The sequence below is a fragment of the Deinococcus sp. Leaf326 genome (assembly GCF_001424185.1).
GTDB lineage: Bacteria > Deinococcota > Deinococci > Deinococcales > Deinococcaceae > Deinococcus.
Map to the genome: position 1 here is coordinate 123,795 of NZ_LMOM01000043.1, position 18,281 is coordinate 142,075.

The following is an 18,281-nucleotide window of genomic DNA, read 5'->3' on the forward strand; positions in this document are numbered from 1 at the left end:
CGCCTGCCTAGCGCCGCGCCCAGCGCCCGCCCGTTTCCTCGGCCAAGCCCAGGAGCTGGAGCATGACCAGGGCCGTTTGCAGCTCGGGAAGGGGCAGGCGGGTCTGAGCTTGAAGGTCGTCGAGGGTGGTGGGCGTCCCCAGAGCTGTCAGTACCCGCAGTTGCTCAGGGGGCAGGTCGGGTAGAGACGCGGCCTCCACGGTCCCCCATCCCAGCTCGTCGAGGATGTCCTGGGCTGACTCGGTCAGGACCGCGCCCTCGCGCAGCAGGCGGTGGGGTCCGGCGGCGCGGGGGTCTCCGGCCCGGCCCGGTACGGCGAACACGGTTCGCCCACACTCCAGCGCGTGCGTCGCGGTGATCATGGACCCCGACTTCAGCTCGCCTTCCACGATCAGTGAGCCGGCGCTCAGGGCCGCGATGAGGCGGTTGCGGGTCGGAAAGTGGTGCTGAGCGGGAGGCGTCCCCAGGGGGTACTCGCTGACCAGCGTGAGCTGCCGCGACAGAGGCACATTCTCGCTGGGGTAGATGTGGTTGACCGCGCTGCCCAGGACCGCCACGCTGAGGCCGCCCGCCTCCATCGCCGCCGAGTGCGCCTCGGTATCCACGCCGCGCGCCAGCCCGCTGACGACGACCACTCCCGCCCGCGCGAGGTCGGCTGCGATCTGGCGGGTGAGCGACCGGGCATGAGGGCTGACCGCCCGGGTGCCCACGACGCCCACGGCGCGGGGCACCGCCGGAAACTCGGGCCACTCGCCGCGGACCCAAAGCACGGCCGGCGGGTCGCCGAGGGCCTCCAGAGCCTCCGGGTAGTCCGCCAGACCCCGGCCGAGCAGTCTCACGCCGGCTCCGGCGACCTTCTCCAGTTCGGCCTGGGCCAGTTCGGCCGCCCCACTGCTCCCGATGGCCGCAAGGCTGCGGGAGTCTAGCCCCGGTACGGTTCGCAGTTGGGCCAGGGGAGCGTACAGGGCGGCGTGCGCCGTGCCGAAGTGCCGGCGCAGGCTCTCTATGCGCCGGGGACCGAGATGCGGCGTGAAGCGCAGGGTGAGCAGCGCGAGCAGTTCGGCCCCGTCCGGGTCCACTCCGGACGGGGAAAGGGCGGCGGGGCGGGTCATCCCCTGAGGGTAGGGGGAAGCGCCTCACGGGTTTCTTCCGGTGCGCCCTCAGCCACCAGCTCGTCGCCTGCTTCGCCGTCGTCCTCGTCGCCCAGGGCCGCGCCGGGCACGGTCAGCACGAACTGCGCGCCCCCGCCGGGGGGATTGCTCCCCGACAGCGACCCGCCGTGCATCACCGCGATCTGGCGCGAGACGCTCAGGCCCAGGCCCGAACTGCCCGCCCCGCTCACGAAGGGGTCGAAGATGCGCTCGCCCAGTTCGGTCGGCAGGCCCGGGCCGGTGTCGCGCACGGTGAAGCGAACCTCTTCGGGCGTCTCAGCCAGTGTCAACGTCACGGTGCCCTGAGGCCCAGCAGCCCGCCGCGCGTTGGCGAGCAGGTTGCGCAGTGCCTGGGTCAATCGGTCGGGGTCGCACAGGATTCCGGCATGCCAGTCGCCCACAAAGGTCGTGCCGGGCACCAGCCGGTCGAGGCGGCCCTGGAGGGTCCGGGCGGGGATGTAGTGCCATGCCAACCGCATCTCCAGCTGCCCACGGGCCATCTGCATGAGGTCCTGGGTCGTGAAGGTCAGTTCGTCGGCCACCAGTGCGGCGCGCAGCACCTCGGGGTCGCCGGTGCGGTCGCCGGCCCGCGACAGCGAGGCCCGCAGCACGGTCAGGGGCGCGCCGAGCTCATGGACAATCTGGCCCAGGAGCTGCTTTTCGCGCGCCTGCCCGGCCTCGATCCGTACGAGTAGGCGGTTGATGGCCGCGAGCAGGCGGTGGACCTCGTCCTCGCGCCGGGGCAGCGGCAGGGTGGCGAGGCTGCGCGTCGGGTCGATGCGGTCGGCGAGGTCGGCCGCCTGCCCCAGCCCGGCCAGCGCCCGGCGACCCCCCCACCAGCCCAGCAGCAGCATGAGCAGCGGGGTCACGGCCAGTGCCAGCAGCAGGGCGCTCACGGCGCTTGTGCGGGCCGCGCGCACATCTTCCTCGGGCAGGGCGACCCAGACGGTTCCGAAGTCGCCTGCCCGCCGGGTCGCGGCACGCATGGGAATTCCCTGGATCTCCAGGGGCCGCTGGTTCAGATACGGAAAGGGCTGGCCGCGCTTGAGCTGCTGTCCGGTCGCCACCTGAAGCGCCTGACTGATGGCCTGGATGTTGCCGCTCTGGTCCAGAATCGCCGTGTAGCCGCTCGTGGGCTGCGCCGGTTTGCCCAGGTTGGTCTGCGGGTTCTCGAACCGCTCGGCGATGACCTCGGCGCGCTCGTTGAGCCGCTGCTGAAACTGCCGGTCCATCTGACCCAGCAGGTACAGCACCATGCCTACCCCAATCACCGTGACAATCATCAGGGTGGCCAGGGTATAAACGAGGGCCAGCCGGAAACGCAGGCTGTGGCGCCACGCCACCCGCGCCGAGTACAACCCGGCGCCGGGCGTCATCACCCGCGTGCGCGCCCGGGCGGGCCTCCCCGATTCTTCCGGTTCAGGTCCGGGCGTCGTCACGTCCCCCTCAGACCTGGAGGACGTAGCCGACGTTGCGGATGGTCCGGATTCTCAGGTCCGACCCGGCGCTTTCGAGCTTCTTGCGAAGCTGCGAGATCCGGACCTCGACCGAGTTGCTGTTGGGGGTCTCCCAGCCGTACAGGTGCGACTCGATGTCGGCGCGCGAGAAGACCCGCTCGGGCGTGCGCATCATGAGTTCCAGGATGCGTGCCTCGTGCTCGGTGAGGTTCACATTCTTGTCGTTCACGGTCAGCAGCAGGCTGCTCGTGGACAGACTGGTGTTGCCCAGATTCACGCCGGTCCCGGCGGCGGTGCGCCGCAGCAGCGCGGTGATGCGCGCGTCGAGTTCGGGCATGGCGAAGGGCTTGGTGAGGTAGTCGTCGGCCCCGGCGTTCAGGCCCGCGACCCGTTCCTGCACCCCGCTGCGCGCCGAGAGCACGAGCACCGGCGTCGAGCTGTACTGCCGCAGCGCCTGTACAAGGTCGAGGCCGTCACCGTCGGGCAGGTTCAGGTCGAGCAGGATGAGCTGGGCGCTGTGTGTCCCGAGCCAGGCCTGGGCGTCTTTAAGGGTGACGGAGTGGTGCACCTGATAGTCGGCCGAGAGGTATTCCTTGAGCAGCGGTCCGAGGTGCGGGTCGTCCTCGACGACGAGAATCTGCGCGAGCATATCGGTCTCCTTTGGTCGGGGTCGTGCGGGATGGGCGCGGCAGAGGGCGGCCCCAGCGTGAAGTCGGGCCGGGAAGGGAGCCCGGGTTCAGCGCGTGGCGCGCAGCAGCAGCTCCATGGGGCTGCCGCTCTGGCCGGTGGTCTGAAGCGACACCGTCAATTTGAAGGGTTGCAGGAAGCGTCCCAGTGAAGTGCCGGTTGCCGGAACGCTCATACTCCGGACGTTGGCGGAGGCGGTGCCCACCTTGGCACTCGGGGCCGCATCGGAATTCAGGAACAGCTGGCCGCCGCGCATCGCGCCGTCGTAGCTGCTCTTGAGACCGGGAAACAGGCCGCGCGACTTCTCGTCGTCGCTCTGTGAGAACAGCACCACGACGGGGCCTTCGTAGTCGGCCACGAGTTTCACGTTGAACTTGCCGCCGCTGCTCTCGCCGTACCCGAGCGAGGTCTGCAGCTCCGGGTCCCGGACCGTCAGCTTCAGCCCCAGTGCCGGGGGGCACAGGGCGAGCAGCGCGCTCAGAAGCAGGAGGGGGCGTTTCATCATCGTCGAGTCTATCCAATCCTTGAGAGAGTCTTCTGGGCCGGGGCCGACATTGCCGGCCGCCGAGATTCACGCACCATAGCCCCCTAAGCTGACGCCCCCTTGATGAGAACCTTTGTCTTCTTTAGAAACGGCGGCGGCCCGCCTGGAAGGGACGGGCCGCCGGAAAGAGAGGGGATGAGGGCTCAGCGCGCGATATCCACCGCGCGGCTCTCGCGCACGACCGTCACCTGCACCTGACCGGGGTATTCCATGTCCTGCTCGACCCGCGCGGCGATCTCGCGGGCGAGGAGTGTGGCCTGGGCGTCGGTGACCTTCTCGGGCTGCACGACCACGCGGACCTCGCGCCCGGCCTGGATGGCGTAGGCCTGCTGCACGCCGGGAAACGACACCGCGATCTGTTCGAGCTGTTCGAGGCGGCGCACGTAGGACTCGAGTTCCTCGCGCCGCGCGCCGGGCCGCGCCGCGCTGATGGCGTCAGCGGCGGCGACGAGCACCGAGTACAGCGTCTCGCCGTTCTCGGGGTCGTGGTGGTGGGCAATGGCGTCGATGACGGCCGGACCCTCGCCGAAGCGCTTGGCGAGGTTGATGCCGATCTCGACGTGGGTGCCGTCAATCTCGCGGTCGATGCTCTTGCCCACGTCGTGCAGCAGCCCAGCGCGGCGCGCCAGCGCCTCGTCCAGCCCCAGTTCGGCCGCCATGATGCCGGTGAGGTGCGCGACCTGCACACTGTGTTTCAGGACGTTCTGCTGGTAGGAGCTGCGGAAATACATGCGCCCCAGCAGCTGCACCAGCCCCGGCTTGAGGCCCACCACGCCCGACTCGATGGCCGCTTCCTCGCCCTGGCCGTGGATGAAGGTCTTCATCTCCTCCTGGGCCTTGTGGACCATCTCCTCGATGCGGGTGGGGTGGATGCGGCCGTCGGCGACCAGCGCGTCGAGAACGTGCTTGGCGACCTCACGCCGCACCGGGTTGAAGCTCGAGAGGATCACGGCTTCGGGCGTGTCGTCGATGATGAGGTCCACGCCGGTCAGGGCCTCGAAGGCGCGAATGTTGCGGCCCTCGCGTCCGATCAGGCGGCCCTTCATGGCGTCGCTGGGAATGGGCACCACCGACACGCTCATCTGCGCGCTCGTCTCCGAGGCGCTGCGCTGGATGGCCTGGGCGATGATGCTGCGCGCGCTGCGGCGGGCCTCCTGCGCGGCGCGGTCGGTCATCGCCTTGACGCGGATGGCCTTTTCCTCCTCGAGTTCGGCGTCGAGCCGTGTGAGGATCTGCTCGCGGGCGGCCTCCGTACTCAGGGCGGCAATCTCGTAGAGGCGGTGGTCGGCCTGCTTCAGGCGGCCCTGCACCTCGGCCTCCTGGGCCTGCACGCCGCGCAGCCCGGCTTCCAGGCGCTCTTCGAGGGTGTCGAGCTTGTCGCTGCGGGCGTCGAGCTGCTCGGCGCGGCGGCCCAGGCGCTCGATCTCGCGGCCCAGGTCCTCGCGTTCGCGGCGGGTCTGCTGGCGGTCGGCGGCGAGCGACTCGCGCGCGGCGGCGGCGTCCTGCTTGGCCTGGGCGCGGTCCTGCTCGACCTGGGTGCGCAGCGCGGCGATCTGGTCGCGGGCGGCGGCGAACTGCGCGGTCTGCTCGCTCAATCCGCTTTCGCGGTCGGCGGCGTCCTGCAGGCGTTTCTCGGCCTCCTGCAGGCGCCGGGCGGCGTCTTGCCGGGTCTGCTCGGCCTCGGCGTGTAGCGTGCGGGCGTGGTCTTCGGCCTGCGCGCGGATCCGCTGCGCCTCGGCCTGGGCCTCCCGCTCCAGACGGTCGTCGCGTTCGGCCTGCTGCTTGAGGCCGGTGGACCGCCAGGCGAAATAACCCAGGGCTAGCCCCAGCGCCAGTGCCAGAATCACGTACAGCATGGTCATGGCTCAGCTCCTTGAGGGAAAAAGGGAAAGGAAAACGGAACAGCGCGGGCTGCGCGTGGCCGGAGGGCGGGGAAGCCGTCGGCCTGGACCGGCGGAGCTTCCCGGCGCCCTCCTGCCACACGTCGGAAGAGAAGGGTGCTGAACGCCGCCTGAAAGGGCGTGAAACCTGGGGGGACGTTCACCCGGCAGTCTAGCGGCAACGCGGCCTGGGCGGCGTGTTCCTGCGGACCTCCCCGGCGCGTTTGGGCAGGTCGGACGGCGGCGGGCGGGCCTGCGCGGGCGGGTGATACAACTCGGTCATGACCTCCTCGCCTCCTGTTTCCGGAACGGTGGGCCGCGCCGTGCGCGCCGCCGTGCGGGACGTGCCCGCCTATCCCTTTACGCCCCTGGACGTGCCCATCAAGCTCGACCAGAACGAAAATCCCTACGATTTCCCGGAGGAGCTGAAGGCCGAGGCCCTGCGCCGCATGGCCGCGCGCCCCTGGAACCGTTACCCCGACCTGCACGCCGACACCCTGCGGGACGCCGTGGCGCGCTACGAGGACTGGGACCCGGCGGGCGTGGTCGTGACCCCCGGCAGCAACGTGCTCATCAAGCTCCTGACCGAGCTGGCGGGCATCGGTCAGACCGTCCTCACCGTGAACCCCACCTTCAGCGTCTATACCCTGGAAGCCGAGCTGCTGGGCGCGCGGCTGGTCCAGATGTCCCTGAACCCCGACTTCTCGTTGCCGGTTGCGGAGCTGCGCGCGGCACTAACGCGCGAGGAGCCGGGCGTGCTGTACCTCACGCAGCCGCACGCGCCGACTGGCCACGTGGACGCTGAGGCCGACGTGCGCGTCCTGACCGAAGCTGCCGAGGCGGCGGGCTGGGTCGTGGTGCTCGACGAGGCGTACCACCAGTACAGCCGCACCGACTACCGCGACCTCGTGCGCGGGGGGCCGGCCCGCCTGAGCCTGCGGACCTTCAGCAAGGCCTGGGGGCTGGCGGGCGTGCGGGTGGGCTACCTGCTCGCCTCGCCCGAACTGGCCGCGAACCTGCAAAAACTGGTGTCGGCCTTCAACGTGAATCTGCTGGCCCAGGCCGCCCTGGAAGTGGCGCTGGAGCAGCCCGGCTACGTTCATGACCGGGTGGCCGAGGGTATCCGCGAGCGAGACCGGGTCTTCGGGGCTCTGGCGGATCACCCGACCTGCGAGGCGTTGCCCAGTCAGGCCAACTTCTTTTTGCTGCGGACCCCGGACGCCGACGCGGCCTACCGCCACCTGTTGTCGCGCGGCATCGTGGTGCGCCGGCAGGACAGGCTGCATCTGCTCGCGGGCTGCCTCCGCGTCGCCGTCGGCACGCCGGCAGAGAACGACGCATTGATCGCCGCCGTGAACGAACTGCGCTGAGCTGGGGGAGCACGGCTGGAGAAGCGGGGCGGGTCACGGTGCGCCCCGGCCCGGCTGCGCTAGCCTCGCATCCGCCGTGTCCGACCCCTTCATCGCCCCGCCCGACTTCGCGCCCCGCAGCCCGCTGGTGCGCGACTGTACGGCGTGCGGGGCCTGCTGCTCGGCCCCCGACATCCACGCGCTGGGCAAACCGCTGGGCGTGCCCTGTGTCCACCTGAACGCGGCGCCGAACGGCCCCTGCCTGTGCACCGTATACGCGGCGCGCCCCGGCGTGTGCCGCAGCTACGCGCCCGACTGGGTGTGCGGCGAGGTCGCGCCCCTGCCCACCCTGGAGGCGCGTGTCCTGCGCTTCCTGGAGATCTACGCCCTGGAAGGTGAAGTGGGCCGCCGCGCCTGGGTGGGGGCGGCCCCCTCCGGCCGCTAGCCGCTCAGCACCACCCGCGCGAACTTGTCCTTGCCCTTCTGGATGACGGCCCCGGCGGCAATCTGCGCGCGGCTGAGGCTGCCGTGCGGGTCGGTGAAGGTCTCGCCGTTGAGTTTCAGGCCCCGGTTCTGGATGAGCTTGCGGGCCGCGCCGTTGCTGGGTTCCAGGCCCGCGAGGACCACCAGCCTGACCAGGCTCACGCGGTCGGGATCGGCGCTGTCGCCCAGGTCGGCCGCGGTGAGCGTCACCACCGGAATGTTCTCGGGGATGCCGCCCTTGGCCACCGCCCGGAAGCGCTCCTCGGCGGCGCCGAGATCGGCGTCCGGATGGAAGGCGCGCACCACCTCGCGCGCGAGTTCGCGGTGCGCGGCGACCGGGTGCTCGGCCAGCAGCTCCGCGATCGTTGCGCGCGGCAGGTCGGTCAGCAGCGTGAAGTAGTTGTCCAGCAGGGTGTCGGGCACCTTCATCAGTTTGGCGAACATGACGTGCGCCTCGTCGGTCAGGCCGACGTAGTTGTCCAGGCTCTTGGACATCTTCTCGGTGCCGTCCAGACCGACGAGCAGCGGCAGGGTCATGACGACCTGCGGCTCTTGGTCGTAGTCGCGTTGCAGCGCGCGCCCCACGAGGTTGTTGAACAGCTGGTCGGTGCCGCCCAGTTCCACGTCGGCGTGCAGGGCCACCGAGTCGTAGCCCTGCGTGACCGGGTAGAGCAGCTCGTGCAGCGAGATGGGCGTACCCGCGTTCAGGCGCTTGGTGAAGTCGTCGCGCTCCAGAATACGGGCCACGGTGTAGCGGCTCGCCAGCCGGATCACGTCGGCGTAGCCCATCGGTTCGAGCCACTCGCCGTTGTAGCGGATTTCCAGCACCTCCGGCTCGCCGCGCAGCACGAGTCGGCTCTGTTCGAGGTAGCTCTTGGCGTTGGCGCGCGTCTCCTCCAGCGTCAGGGGGGGGCGGGTCTTGGACTTGCCGCTGGGGTCGCCGATCATGGCCGTGAAGTCGCCGATGAGCAGGATCACCTGGTGGCCCAGGTCCTGAAACTGACGCATCTTGCGTAGGATCACCGCGTGGCCCAGGTGCAGGTCGGGGCGGGTGGGGTCGGCCCCGAGCTTGATCCGCAGCGGCTTGCCGGTCTCCAGACTGCGCGCGAGTTTACGCCGCAGGTCATCCTCGGACACGAGGTCGGCCACGCCGCGCCTTAAAATCTCGATCTGTTCGTCCACCGGGACATTCCTGCGAATCTCGTTCATGGGCACTCCAGAGAAGAACGCGGCGCACTCGTCAGGAGTCGCGCCGCGTTCGGGGGGTTGGATTTCAGGCTGTCACTTACCGCGTGTCCAGGGCCTCCCGCCAGCGGCGGGACGGATAGGCAGGTCGGGTCAGGCGCCTCATGCCCGGCAGCATAGCAAGTCCGGCCCGGGGCGTGGTCTTCCGGGCCACGGCCTCTGCGCGGCCTGCGGCAGCCGGCCCTCGACCCGCTAGCATGGCTCCTATGAAGACCATGCAGGAACTTCGCACGACCCTGCCACGGGCGGGCCGGGTCGAGTGGATCGGCCTGCGCACGGCGCGGCGCGCGGCGGTCGAGAGTGTCCCCGAGGTGCAGGCGCACCCCCTGGTCGGCCTGATCGGCGACCACGCCAAACAGGCCCCCCCCCGCCTGACCGCCCTGAGCGGCGAGGCGGGCGAGACCCCGGCTCCCGCCCCGCCCGCCCAGGCTGTACCCGGCGGCCCCGGCAAGCGGCAGGTCACGCTGATCCAGGCCGAGCACCTGCCGGTGATCGCGGCGCTCGCGGGGCTGGACGAGGCCGCGCCCGAGCTGCTGCGGCGCAACATCGTGGTGTCGGGGCTGCCGCTGCTGGCCCTCAAGGACCGGCGCTTCCAGCTCGGCGAGGTGATTCTGGAAGGCACCGGCGAATGCCACCCCTGCTCGCGCATGGAGGAGAATCTGGGCGCGGGCGGCTACAACGCGGTGCGCGGGCACGGCGGCCTGACCGCCCGCGTGATCCGCGGCGGGCTGATCCGTGTGGGCGACGCCCTCACACCGCTGGACACGCTCGCCGGAGAGGCGGGGTGACGCGCCCGCGCCCACCTGCCACCGGCACCCCCACCTCCCGGCAGCTCTCCCACGCCTTCGGGTTCACGCGCCTGATCGTCGAACTCGGGGTACTCAGCTCTCTGGTGTTCAGTCTCGCGCTGTTCGTGGCGGCCATCTGGCAGGCGGTGCGCACCATCCGGGACGCCTTCACGCATCTGGGCGAGGAAGGCACGACCAAGCACCTCATGGTGGCGGCGGTCGAGCAGGCTGACACGTTGCTCGTCGGGATGGCCCTGCTCATCATTAGTCTGGGGATGCAGGCGCTATTCGTCGGGCGGGTGGCGAACGTGCCCGCGTGGCTGCACATCCGCACCTTCGACGACCTCAAGCAGAAGCTCCTGGGCATCGTGGTGGTCGCGCTGGCGGTCAATTTCTTCAGCGTGGCGCTGGAATGGAAGGGTGGCACCGAGATCCTGGCCTACGGCGCGGCGCTCGCGGCCGTGATCCTGGCGGTGGGGGCCTACAGCGTGATCCTGACCCGCCAGGGGGCAGTCCACCCCGAGCCGCCGGTCTCCGCGCCGCCTGCTCCTCCCAGGGACGCGCCGCCTGTATGACCCTGGACACCCTGGACGCCCGGCTCGGGGCGGTGCTCTCATTTATCCGCGCCGAGGTCCACGCCGATATCGGGGCCGACCACGCGCGACTGCCCGTCGCCCTCATCCGCAGCGGGCGAGCGCGGCGCTGCGTTGCCGTGGAACTCAATCCCGGCCCGCTGGCCCAGGCGCGGCGCAACGTGGCCGGCGCGGGTCTCGGCGCCCAGATCGAGGTCCGGGAAGGCGACGGCTTCGCGCCTCTGCGCCCAGGCGAGGTGGACAGTGCCAGCCTGTGCGGCATGGGCGCGGCGACCATCCGCGGCGTGCTGGAGCGGGCGGGCGCGGCCCTGCCCCCCCGGCTGGTGCTGCAGCCCAACGACAGTCCCGAGCCGCTGCGGCGCTGGGCGCAGGCGCGGGGCTACCACCTGCGGGCCGAGACGCTCGCGGCGGGCCACTGGCTTTACCCGGTGCTGGCCCTGGAGCGCGCCGAAGGGACTGATCCTGCCTACGCAGCCCTGCCCCGGGCCGCCGCGCTGCGCTATGGTCCGCTGCTGCTACGCGCGGGAGACGCGGAATTGCGCGAACAGGTGAAGGCCGACCTGCGCCGCCTGACCCCGCACGCCGCGCCTGGCCGCCCCGCCGAGCGCGAACTGGCGACCGCGCAGGAGGCCTGGACCCGGCTGGAGGGCGGGGCATGAAAAAACCGCCCCGCAGGGCGGCCCGCACCGGCACCGCTCAGGCGACGAGTTCGGCCTCGATGATGCGGGCGGGGCGTCCCTGCGCGAGCTGCGCGGCGATGTCCGAGCGCAGGGCGTTGGCCCGTTCCAGGCCGAGCTCGTCGATCAACCGTACGAAATCGCGGTCGGTATAGGGCTTGGCGTCTCCGGCTTGGGCGAGCACGAAGTACGACATCAGTTCCTCGAGGCGGAGTTGGGGCATGTATCTACACTAAACCTTAATTCTTACGAGCGTGTGACAACTTCGTGGCCCAGGTGAGCCACATCGGCTCGGGCCGGTAACCCAGGCGGGTGTTGACCCGCAGCATCGGCAGGTTCAGGACCGTGCCGCCTGTGCTGGCCTCCGTGAACCCCTCATCTTTCGCCCAGGCCAGCGCCCGCGCCTTGAGCACCGTGGCGAGGCCGCGCGAGCGGTGGACCGGGTGGGTGACGGTGTGCTCGCTGTCCACCGTGGGGCCGCGCTGGGTCAGGCGGGTCAGGGCCACGATCTCACCCCGGCGCCGCACCACGAAGCAGGTCTCCTCCCGCCGGATCGTGGCGCGCAGCTCGTCCCGGTTCAGGGGGGCGGGAGTGGTCACGGGGTTGCGCGGCGTGTCGGCCACGCCCCGCACCGTCAGGGCGTGCAGGGCGTCCCAGTCGGCATCGGGGGCGTCCGGCGACAGGTGTTCGACCTCGTAGCCCTCCACGAAGAGCTTCTCTTCCTGCGCCGCGTAGGGTCCTAACTCGAAGCCGCGCAGGTCGAGGTGCGCGCCCCACGACTGCCAGGCGTTACGGAAGCCCGCCGTCCCGAAAAAAGTCACCTGCTCGCTGAAATCCTCACGGGTCACGCCCAGCACCCGCGTGAATCCGGTGGGAGCCTTGGCCAGCAGCGAGAGATACAGCGGCGAGAAGGCCGCGCCCTCGCCCGCCAAGTCCAGACGCAGGGCGTCTGGAGTACCCGCCCCGAAGGGCGTGAGCGAGGCGGTGGCGATCACCCCGCCCGAGCGCACCGCGACGAGGCGGCGCCGCAGCGGGTCGGCGCTCTCGCGGAACTGGTCGGCGGTATAGGTCCAGTGTCCGCGCACGCTGTCGGTCACGAGGCGGGCGACGGCCGGAGCGTCGGCCTTCCGGAAGGAGCGGAGTTCGGTGGGTGCCGCCCCGGGTCGTGGGTGAATCTCGGTCATGCGGTCATCTTGCGGGCCTCCGGGCAACGGCCGCGAATCTGGGGCCTAGGCCAGATGGCGGAGGCCGGAGGTATACAGCGACCCTTCTCCGGCCACGTGGTTGCCAGACAGAATCCCTCCACTGGAGCCGCATAGAGCGACTAGCGATCATTCACAGAAGTCTTGACAAAGTTATGTCTGTGGCGTATTATGTTCAGACCGGACTGGAAGCGCCGAAGGTGTGCTTGCCTGCCTGAACGGAGGGACCGCCCAAGGCCCCAAGACTGGATTTCACCGTGCCCCCTGCCTGTTCCCGGCGGGGGGCGCGTGCTGCGTGACCATGAAGACACAGGGCTGTCCGGCCCGGCGGGGGCGGGTACACTGCCCCCATGACCGAGCACAAGGACGTGGCCCTCCTCAGCGTCAACACGATTCGCACCCTGAGCATCGACGGGGTCCAGGCTGCCAACAGCGGCCACCCCGGCGCGCCGCTGGGCATGGCCCCGATGGCCTATGTGGTGTGGCAGAAATTCCTGCGTTTCAATCCCAAGAATCCCGAGTGGGCCGGGCGCGACCGCTTCGTGCTCTCGGCCGGGCACGCCAGCATGCTCATCTACTCGCTGCTGCACCTCACGGGCTACGACCTGCCGCTGGAGGAACTCAAGAACTTCCGGCAGTGGAACAGCAAGACGCCCGGGCACCCCGAGTTCTTCCACACCAAGGGTCTGGACGCCACCACCGGGCCGCTGGGCCAGGGCGCGGCCATGACGGTCGGCATGGCGATGGCCGAGCATCACCTCGCCGCGCAGTACAACCGCGAGGGCTTTGCCATCTTCGACAACTACACCTACAGCTTCCTGGGGGACGGCGACCTGCAAGAAGGCGTCAACCACGAGTCGGCCGCTCTCGCCGGGCACCTCAAGCTCGGTAAGCTCATCTGGCTGCATGACGACAACTCGGTGCAGCTCGATACCGCGACCTTCAAGGCCGAGTCCGAGGACACCGCCGAGCGCTTCCGCGCCTACGGCTGGGAAGTGCTGCGTGTGCAGGACGGCAACGACCTCGCCGCCATCGAAAGCGCCGTGAAGCAGGCGCAGGCCAATCTCGACCAGCCCACGCTGATTCAGGTCAAGACCGTGATCGGCTTCGGCAGCCCCCGCGCGGGCACGAGCAAGGCGCACGGCGAACCCCTGGGCGCCGACGGCGTGGCTCAGACGAAGGCGGCCCTGGGCTGGGATTACCCGGCCTTCACCGTACCCGCAGAGGTCGCGGCGCACATGGACGCCACCGGGCGCGGCGCCGCCCACGAGGCCGAGTGGCAGAAGCTCATGGACGGGTACCGCGCCCAGTACCCCGAACTGGCCGCCGAAGTCCAGGCCCTGCTGGAGCGCAAGCTGCCCGAGGACCTCGAGGCGGCGCTGCCGGTCTACGAGGTCGGGGGCAAGGCCGCCGCGACCCGCAACGCGGGCGGCGAGGTCATCAACGCGCTGGCCAAGGTGGTGCCGGGCCTGATGGGCGGCAGCGCCGATCTCTCGGGCAGCACCAAGACGACCATCAAGGACGGCGGCGAGTTCGCGCCGGGCAGCTACGAGGGCCGCAACGTGTACTTCGGGGTGCGCGAGTTCGGCATGTCGGCGGCGGCCAACGGTCTGGCGCTCTACGGGGGGCCGCGCCCGCTCGTGGGCACCTTCCTGGTGTTCGCGGACTATCTCAAGCCCGCCTTCCGCCTCTCGGCGCTCCAGATGCAGCCGGTGACCTACGTGCTCACCCACGACTCCATCGGGCTGGGCGAGGACGGCCCCACCCACCAGCCCATCGAGCAGCTCGCCATGCTGCGCTCGGTGCCGGGCGCGCACGTCATCCGTCCCGCCGACGCCAACGAGACGGCCGCCGCGTGGCTCATGGCCCTGGAATACGGCAAGGGGCCGACCGCGCTGGCCCTCACGCGTCAGGACCTGCCGATCCTCCCCCGCAACATCGAGGGAGTCAAGAAGGGCGGCTACGTGCTGCGTGACGCCGAGAACCCTGCCGTCATCCTGATCGCCAGCGGTTCGGAAGTGAGCCTCGCGCTGGAGAGTGCTGACGCCCTGGCTGCCGAGGGCGTCGCCGCGCGCGTGGTGTCCATGCCCTGCATCGAGGTGTTCCGCGAGCAGAGCGCCGAGTACAAGGCCAGCGTTCTGACGCCCGGCATCAAGCGTGTGGCCATCGAGGCCGCCGCCAAGCAGCCCTGGTACGAGTGGGTGGGACTGGACGGAGCCGTCATCGGCATGGACACCTTCGGGGCGTCGGCTCCGGCCAAGGTGCTGTTCGAGAAGTTCGGATTCAGCGTCGAGAACGTCGTCAAGACTGTCAAGAGCCTGAGCTGAGGCCCTGCGGGGGGGGTGGGCCTTCTCCCACCCTGCCCCAAGGTCTGGTGGCTTTAAACGTAAGGGACGTTGGGTTTGGGCTCACATGACTGGGCAGGTGGGTCGGGCAGACTCGGGGCATGAAACATCTGATCTTCCCGACGGTGGCCCAGGCCGACGCTTTCGTTGCTGACCTGCGTGCTCAGGGCGCTATCCAGCCCGAAACCCGCGACACCACCTGGACGCGCCGTTCGGGAACGACGGGTGACCTGAGCGCCTCCGGTACGAGCACCGGCGCTTCGAGCATGACCAACCCCCGCGGTTCCACGACCATGAACGACACCGCCTACGACACCACGACGGGCGCGAGCCCCGCGGCCGAAGATGCCGGCGCGGGCGCCGTGGCCGGGACGGGCGTGGGCGCCGTAGTCGGCGCGATCGCCGGCACGGTGGCGACGGTAGCGACCGGCGGTCTCGCCGCCCCCATGATCCTGGGCATGGCAGCGCTGGGCTCGGGCGTGGGCGCAGGCGTGGGTGCAGTCGGCGGCGCGGCGGGCGTGGACGAGAACAACGACGGCCGCACGGCGGACAACGACGCCTACGCCACCCGCACGGGCAGCGACATGGGCATGGGCCGGGACTACGACTACAGCGTGTCCGACGAAGCCTACGACCGCATGGACCAGGCCAACACCTCGGGCGGCCGCTCCATCGCCGTCGACGACAATGTGGATCAGGCTGTTCTGGACGCAGCGGTCCAGCGTCACGGTGGCCAATACGTCTGAGCTGACGGGCTAAAATCCAGAAGAAGGGCGGCGGAGATGCACTCTCCGCCGCCCTTTTCTGTGGCCTCTGCTCAGGCTTCGGTTCCCAGGTTCTCACGTGCCCAGCTGTAGAACTCGGGTTTGTAGAACTCCAGACGAATCTTCTTGTACTCCTTGGTCGAGTACAGGATGTCGTAGTCCACGCCGCTGGCTACTTCCTGCTCGATGGCCTCAATCTTGCCGAAGGCTTCTTCCTTACTGCGGCCGTGAACCATCGTGAAGATGGTGTAGGGCCACTCGGGATAGGTGGGGCGCAGGTAGCAGTGCGATACGGCCTTGAACTCGGCCATGCGCCGGCCCGTCTCAGCGACCTCCTCCTGCGGCACGGCCCATACGCCCATGGCGTTGAAGGTGAAGCCTGCCTTCTGGTGGCGGAACACGGCCGACACACGGCGCAGCGCTCCCGCCTCCTTCATCTTCTGGGCGTGGGCCGATACTTCCTCAATGCTCAGGCCCAGCGCGGCGCAGGCGTCCGCGTAGGGTTCCTCGGTCACGGGCAGGTCCTTCTGGAACTCGGTCACGAAGGCGCGGTCGAGATCGGTCACGGCGTACCCAATATTGCGCTGCTCGCTCGTGTACTGCGGCTTGGCCTTGGCGTTCCAGTCCTCCTGGCCGCTCATGTCGAACTCCACCCCGATCTTGAACAGGTGCAGCGTCGGCATCAGGCGCGTGAGCTGGGCGCCGCTCGTCTCATGCAGTTTCTGGACGTGCGCTTCGAGGTTGCTCTCGGGCGGCACGGCGATCGTGTACCACAGGTTGAAGTTGTGGTTGCGCCGGTAGTTGTGGCTCACGCCGGGGTGCCCGTTGACCACTTCGGCCCCCGCGTCGAGCTGGTCCTCGGCGTAGACGGCCGCAACCAGGCTGGACTGGTAGCCCAGGGTGCGCGTGTCGAAAATGGCGCTTACCTGCCGCAGCACGCCCTCCGCCTTGACCTCCCGCAGGATCTCGAGCGCCTCGGCCTCGCTGAGCCCCACTTCCTCGGCGATCACGCGGTAGGGCCGCCCCACGATAGGAATGTCCTTCTGGATGCGGTTGAGCAATTTTTCGCGCGGCGTGAGGCGCGGCTTGGGGGTGGCCCCAGCAGGCGGCGAGGTGACGGTCATGTCCGTACCATACGCCTGGGCCCGGCGGTAGAACGTCCCCGAACGAACGGTCAGGGGGCCGCCCGCCGGGGGAGGGGGACGGGGCGCGTACCATACGGGCATGGTCACCGCAATCGTGATGCTTCAGGCCGAGCGCCAGCGTATTCAGGAAACTGCCGAGGCCCTGGCCGGGGTGCCGGGCGTCCGGGAGGTCTACAGCGTGACCGGCGACTGGGACATCGTCGCCATTCTCAAACTCGCCCAGTACGAAGACCTTGACGACGTGGTGACGGGACACCTGCGCAAGGTCGAAGGCATCGTCAAGACCCAGACCATGCTCGCCTTCCGCACCTACAGCGAGGACCTGCTCGACCAGGGGTTCGGCGTCGGTCTCGACGAGGGCCGTGAGGGAAACGGAAGATAGTCCATTCGCCGTAACCCTCGAGGATGTCTGCCGGAAGCCTTCCCAGACATCCTTTGTGTTTTATTGCAGGCCAAACTTTCGCAGCCGTGATGATGACCTTTGGAAGGTCTTTGGACTTGACGCCAACACAATGAACCGAAGTTTAGGTGGACGCGCAGTTGAGCCCTTGGGGCATAAAGAAGGCCCAGGACAGGACAAGAGCCGGCAGAATCCATATCAACAGGGGGGGACTGCCTTTACAGAGCTGGGGGGCCAGTTGATAATCGAATTGGAGGAACGTCCCATGCCCTACAAAAAACTGAGTGAGCAGGTCCATGAATTGAGCAACATCCAGCGCAGCGACGCCTTTGTCAAACGCTTCCGCGACGCCGTGCGCGAGGGCGAGATCGACGCTATGAACCTCCCCGAACGCTTTACCCTGCCCAAGCAGTACAGCCGCCGGGGTGCCGAAGGTACGTACCAGCGGGAAACCAAGGACATGCTGTTCGACGATACGGCGGCGTTCAGGAAATGGTTTGCCGGCGTCAATGAAGAACTCGTGGCGACCCGCCGCGCCGCCGCGCCCAAGGTGAGCCTCGAAGCGGTCGAGTCGGGCGACGTGGATTTCAAGGCGTTGGTCGAAGAAACCCGCCGCAAGATGGAAGCGAGCTACAAGAAGGGACAGGACCTAGGCAAATCGCGCGCCAAGGGCCGTAAACCCACCAAGAGCAAGTAAGGAAACCAGACTCCGTTAATAAGACCCCGGCGTGTTCCGACGAGCGCGCCGGGGTTTGCCTGTGTGGCCCCTGCCCAGGGATGCGTGCCCCGGCGCCGGACAGGTATGCTGCACGGCAATGACGGGTTCGGAGATGGACAGGGCACAGCAGGGAGCCGGCGCAGCCGGTACGGAGGGGCGCCGGCCGGCCGGCCGCGGCCTGCTCATCGTGATGACGGGCGCCTCGGGCGTGGGTAAGGGCACGCTGCGCGAGCAGTGGCTCGCGGGGCAGGACGTGTTCTACTCGACCTCCTGGACCACCCGGGAGGCGCGTCCCGGCGAGGTGCAGGGCCGCGACTACGTGTTCGTGACCCCGGCGGAGTTTCTGGACAAGGCCCGCCAGAACGGCTTTCTGGAGCACGCTCAATTCGTCGGCAACCACTACGGCACACCGGTTGAACCCATCGAGGCGGCGCTCGCACGCGGGCAGGACGTGGTCCTGGAAATCGAGGTCGAGGGAGCCATGCAGGTCAAGGACCGCGTGGGGGACGGGGCCATCTTGGTGTTCATCATGCCGCCCAGCCTTACCGAACTGCGCCGCCGCCTGACCGGCCGCGCCACCGAGACGCCCGAGCGTATCGAGAAACGGCTGTTGCGCGCCCGTGACGAGATCATGCAGGCGCACGCCTTCCGCTACGTGATCGTTAACGACGACCTGGACCGTGCCGTGCACGAACTTCTGGCTGTGCAGCAGGCTGAGCGCGCCGCGCAGCGCCCCGAGGCCGACTGGACAGAGGGCGAACGCGAGGCGCACGCCCTGGCGGCGACTGTCCGCAGCGGCGCCCTGAGTACCGAAGCCCTGCGTCAGGTGGCCGATTCCTGAAGGTGGAGGGAGA

At 69.2% G+C, this 18,281-nt stretch carries 19 protein-coding genes; 10 read left to right on the forward strand and 9 right to left on the reverse strand.

The features are described 5' to 3' along the window. Nucleotides 1-7: 7 nt before the first annotated feature. The 5 genes from dprA to rny all read right to left on the reverse strand — a co-directional run bounded on the left by dprA (nt 8) and on the right by rny (nt 5,700). Entirely contained in the window at nt 8-1,111 is a 1,104-nt protein-coding gene (gene dprA, locus ASF71_RS14140; RefSeq protein ID WP_056301384.1) for a DNA-processing protein DprA, read from the reverse strand. Then, the gene (locus ASF71_RS14145; RefSeq protein WP_056301691.1) at nt 1,108-2,526 is read right to left on the reverse strand and encodes a HAMP domain-containing sensor histidine kinase; all 1,419 of its coding nucleotides are present in this window, start codon (nt 2,524-2,526) and stop codon (nt 1,108-1,110) included. The genes dprA and ASF71_RS14145 overlap by 4 nt, the downstream gene beginning before the upstream one ends. Nucleotides 2,527-2,596: 70 nt before the next feature. Continuing rightward, the gene (locus tag ASF71_RS14150) at nt 2,597-3,256 is read right to left on the reverse strand and encodes a response regulator transcription factor (protein WP_056301390.1); all 660 of its coding nucleotides are present in this window, start codon (nt 3,254-3,256) and stop codon (nt 2,597-2,599) included. Nucleotides 3,257-3,343: 87 nt separating this feature from the next. Next, nucleotides 3,344-3,796 carry a hypothetical protein gene (locus ASF71_RS14155; protein ID WP_056301693.1) on the reverse strand — a complete coding sequence of 151 codons (453 nt, stop codon included), beginning with the start codon at nt 3,794-3,796 and terminating at the stop codon, nt 3,344-3,346. Between the two features lie 185 nt (nt 3,797-3,981). Beyond that, nucleotides 3,982-5,700: a ribonuclease Y gene (rny, locus tag ASF71_RS14160; RefSeq protein WP_056301393.1), complete on the reverse strand. Its 1,719-nt coding sequence runs from the start codon at nt 5,698-5,700 to the stop codon at nt 3,982-3,984. Between the two features lie 299 nt (nt 5,701-5,999). Here rny and ASF71_RS14165 point away from each other — a divergent pair, with 299 nt between their 5' ends. Both ASF71_RS14165 and ASF71_RS14170 read left to right on the forward strand, forming a co-directional pair. Further along, a complete protein-coding gene (locus ASF71_RS14165) occupies nt 6,000-7,088 on the forward strand; it encodes a histidinol-phosphate transaminase (protein ID WP_056301395.1) in 1,089 nt (362 codons plus the stop codon). Nucleotides 7,089-7,164: 76 nt separating this feature from the next. Further along, on the forward strand, nt 7,165-7,512 hold the full coding sequence (locus ASF71_RS14170) for a YkgJ family cysteine cluster protein (RefSeq protein WP_056301397.1): 348 nt from the start codon (nt 7,165-7,167) through the stop codon (nt 7,510-7,512). Here the strand turns inward: ASF71_RS14170 and tyrS are convergent. Next, nucleotides 7,509-8,759 (reverse strand): tyrosine--tRNA ligase, encoded by a 1,251-nt coding sequence (gene tyrS / locus ASF71_RS14175; protein WP_056301399.1) that lies wholly within the window; start codon nt 8,757-8,759, stop codon nt 7,509-7,511. The genes ASF71_RS14170 and tyrS overlap by 4 nt on opposite strands. Nucleotides 8,760-9,001: 242 nt before the next feature. Between tyrS and ASF71_RS14180 the strand changes: the two genes are divergently transcribed. The 3 genes from ASF71_RS14180 to ASF71_RS14190 are packed head-to-tail and all read left to right on the forward strand — an operon-like array spanning nt 9,002 to nt 10,835. Next, entirely contained in the window at nt 9,002-9,583 is a 582-nt protein-coding gene (locus ASF71_RS14180; protein WP_056301401.1) for an MOSC domain-containing protein, read from the forward strand. Next, entirely contained in the window at nt 9,580-10,158 is a 579-nt protein-coding gene (locus ASF71_RS14185; RefSeq protein WP_056301404.1) for a YqhA family protein, read from the forward strand. Before ASF71_RS14180 ends, ASF71_RS14185 begins: the two co-directional genes overlap by 4 nt. Continuing rightward, on the forward strand, nt 10,155-10,835 hold the full coding sequence (locus ASF71_RS14190; protein ID WP_056301407.1) for a tRNA (adenine(22)-N(1))-methyltransferase TrmK: 681 nt from the start codon (nt 10,155-10,157) through the stop codon (nt 10,833-10,835). The genes ASF71_RS14185 and ASF71_RS14190 overlap by 4 nt, the downstream gene beginning before the upstream one ends. A gap of 37 nt (nt 10,836-10,872) precedes the next feature. On the opposite strand, the gene ASF71_RS14195 is transcribed toward ASF71_RS14190, so the two are convergent. Both ASF71_RS14195 and ASF71_RS14200 read right to left on the reverse strand, forming a co-directional pair. Then, a complete protein-coding gene (locus ASF71_RS14195; protein WP_056301410.1) occupies nt 10,873-11,076 on the reverse strand; it encodes a hypothetical protein in 204 nt (67 codons plus the stop codon). Between the two features lie 16 nt (nt 11,077-11,092). Next, nucleotides 11,093-12,037 carry a GNAT family N-acetyltransferase gene (locus ASF71_RS14200; protein WP_056301412.1) on the reverse strand — a complete coding sequence of 315 codons (945 nt, stop codon included), beginning with the start codon at nt 12,035-12,037 and terminating at the stop codon, nt 11,093-11,095. Between the two features lie 368 nt (nt 12,038-12,405). Here ASF71_RS14200 and tkt point away from each other — a divergent pair, with 368 nt between their 5' ends. Both tkt and ASF71_RS14210 read left to right on the forward strand, forming a co-directional pair. Beyond that, nucleotides 12,406-14,382, forward strand: a complete 1,977-nt coding sequence (tkt, locus tag ASF71_RS14205) for a transketolase (RefSeq protein WP_056301414.1) — start codon at nt 12,406-12,408, stop codon at nt 14,380-14,382. Between the two features lie 119 nt (nt 14,383-14,501). Then, the gene (locus ASF71_RS14210) at nt 14,502-15,146 is read left to right on the forward strand and encodes a hypothetical protein (protein WP_056301418.1); all 645 of its coding nucleotides are present in this window, start codon (nt 14,502-14,504) and stop codon (nt 15,144-15,146) included. Between the two features lie 71 nt (nt 15,147-15,217). On the opposite strand, the gene ASF71_RS14215 is transcribed toward ASF71_RS14210, so the two are convergent. Next, on the reverse strand, nt 15,218-16,288 hold the full coding sequence (locus tag ASF71_RS14215) for an Lrp/AsnC family transcriptional regulator (RefSeq protein ID WP_056301420.1): 1,071 nt from the start codon (nt 16,286-16,288) through the stop codon (nt 15,218-15,220). Nucleotides 16,289-16,388: 100 nt separating this feature from the next. Here ASF71_RS14215 and ASF71_RS14220 point away from each other — a divergent pair, with 100 nt between their 5' ends. The 3 genes from ASF71_RS14220 to gmk all read left to right on the forward strand — a co-directional run bounded on the left by ASF71_RS14220 (nt 16,389) and on the right by gmk (nt 18,268). After that, the gene (locus tag ASF71_RS14220) at nt 16,389-16,691 is read left to right on the forward strand and encodes an Lrp/AsnC family transcriptional regulator (protein WP_056301422.1); all 303 of its coding nucleotides are present in this window, start codon (nt 16,389-16,391) and stop codon (nt 16,689-16,691) included. A 283-nt stretch (nt 16,692-16,974) separates the two neighbouring features. Then, on the forward strand, nt 16,975-17,406 hold the full coding sequence (locus tag ASF71_RS14225) for a hypothetical protein (protein ID WP_056301424.1): 432 nt from the start codon (nt 16,975-16,977) through the stop codon (nt 17,404-17,406). Nucleotides 17,407-17,539: 133 nt separating this feature from the next. Beyond that, the gene (gene gmk / locus ASF71_RS14230) at nt 17,540-18,268 is read left to right on the forward strand and encodes a guanylate kinase (RefSeq protein ID WP_056301695.1); all 729 of its coding nucleotides are present in this window, start codon (nt 17,540-17,542) and stop codon (nt 18,266-18,268) included. Nucleotides 18,269-18,281: the final 13 nt, after the last annotated feature.

Coding starts and splice junctions, on each gene's coding strand:
- ASF71_RS14220 (WP_056301422.1), top strand. CDS start 16,389: ATGGTCACCGCAATCGTGATGCTTCAGGCCGAGCGCCAGCGTATTCAG.
- ASF71_RS14145 (WP_056301691.1), bottom strand. CDS start 2,526: ATGACGCCCGGCGCCGGGTTGTACTCGGCGCGGGTGGCGTGGCGCCAC.
- tkt (WP_056301414.1), top strand. CDS start 12,406: ATGACCGAGCACAAGGACGTGGCCCTCCTCAGCGTCAACACGATTCGC.
- ASF71_RS14225 (WP_056301424.1), top strand. CDS start 16,975: ATGCCCTACAAAAAACTGAGTGAGCAGGTCCATGAATTGAGCAACATC.
- ASF71_RS14155 (WP_056301693.1), bottom strand. CDS start 3,796: ATGAAACGCCCCCTCCTGCTTCTGAGCGCGCTGCTCGCCCTGTGCCCC.
- rny (WP_056301393.1), bottom strand. CDS start 5,700: ATGACCATGCTGTACGTGATTCTGGCACTGGCGCTGGGGCTAGCCCTG.
- ASF71_RS14195 (WP_056301410.1), bottom strand. CDS start 11,076: ATGCCCCAACTCCGCCTCGAGGAACTGATGTCGTACTTCGTGCTCGCC.
- tyrS (WP_056301399.1), bottom strand. CDS start 8,759: ATGAACGAGATTCGCAGGAATGTCCCGGTGGACGAACAGATCGAGATT.
- ASF71_RS14165 (WP_056301395.1), top strand. CDS start 6,000: ATGACCTCCTCGCCTCCTGTTTCCGGAACGGTGGGCCGCGCCGTGCGC.
- ASF71_RS14200 (WP_056301412.1), bottom strand. CDS start 12,037: ATGACCGAGATTCACCCACGACCCGGGGCGGCACCCACCGAACTCCGC.
- dprA (WP_056301384.1), bottom strand. CDS start 1,111: ATGACCCGCCCCGCCGCCCTTTCCCCGTCCGGAGTGGACCCGGACGGG.
- gmk (WP_056301695.1), top strand. CDS start 17,540: ATGGACAGGGCACAGCAGGGAGCCGGCGCAGCCGGTACGGAGGGGCGC.
- ASF71_RS14210 (WP_056301418.1), top strand. CDS start 14,502: ATGAAACATCTGATCTTCCCGACGGTGGCCCAGGCCGACGCTTTCGTT.
- ASF71_RS14150 (WP_056301390.1), bottom strand. CDS start 3,256: ATGCTCGCGCAGATTCTCGTCGTCGAGGACGACCCGCACCTCGGACCG.
- ASF71_RS14190 (WP_056301407.1), top strand. CDS start 10,155: ATGACCCTGGACACCCTGGACGCCCGGCTCGGGGCGGTGCTCTCATTT.
- ASF71_RS14180 (WP_056301401.1), top strand. CDS start 9,002: ATGAAGACCATGCAGGAACTTCGCACGACCCTGCCACGGGCGGGCCGG.
- ASF71_RS14215 (WP_056301420.1), bottom strand. CDS start 16,288: ATGACCGTCACCTCGCCGCCTGCTGGGGCCACCCCCAAGCCGCGCCTC.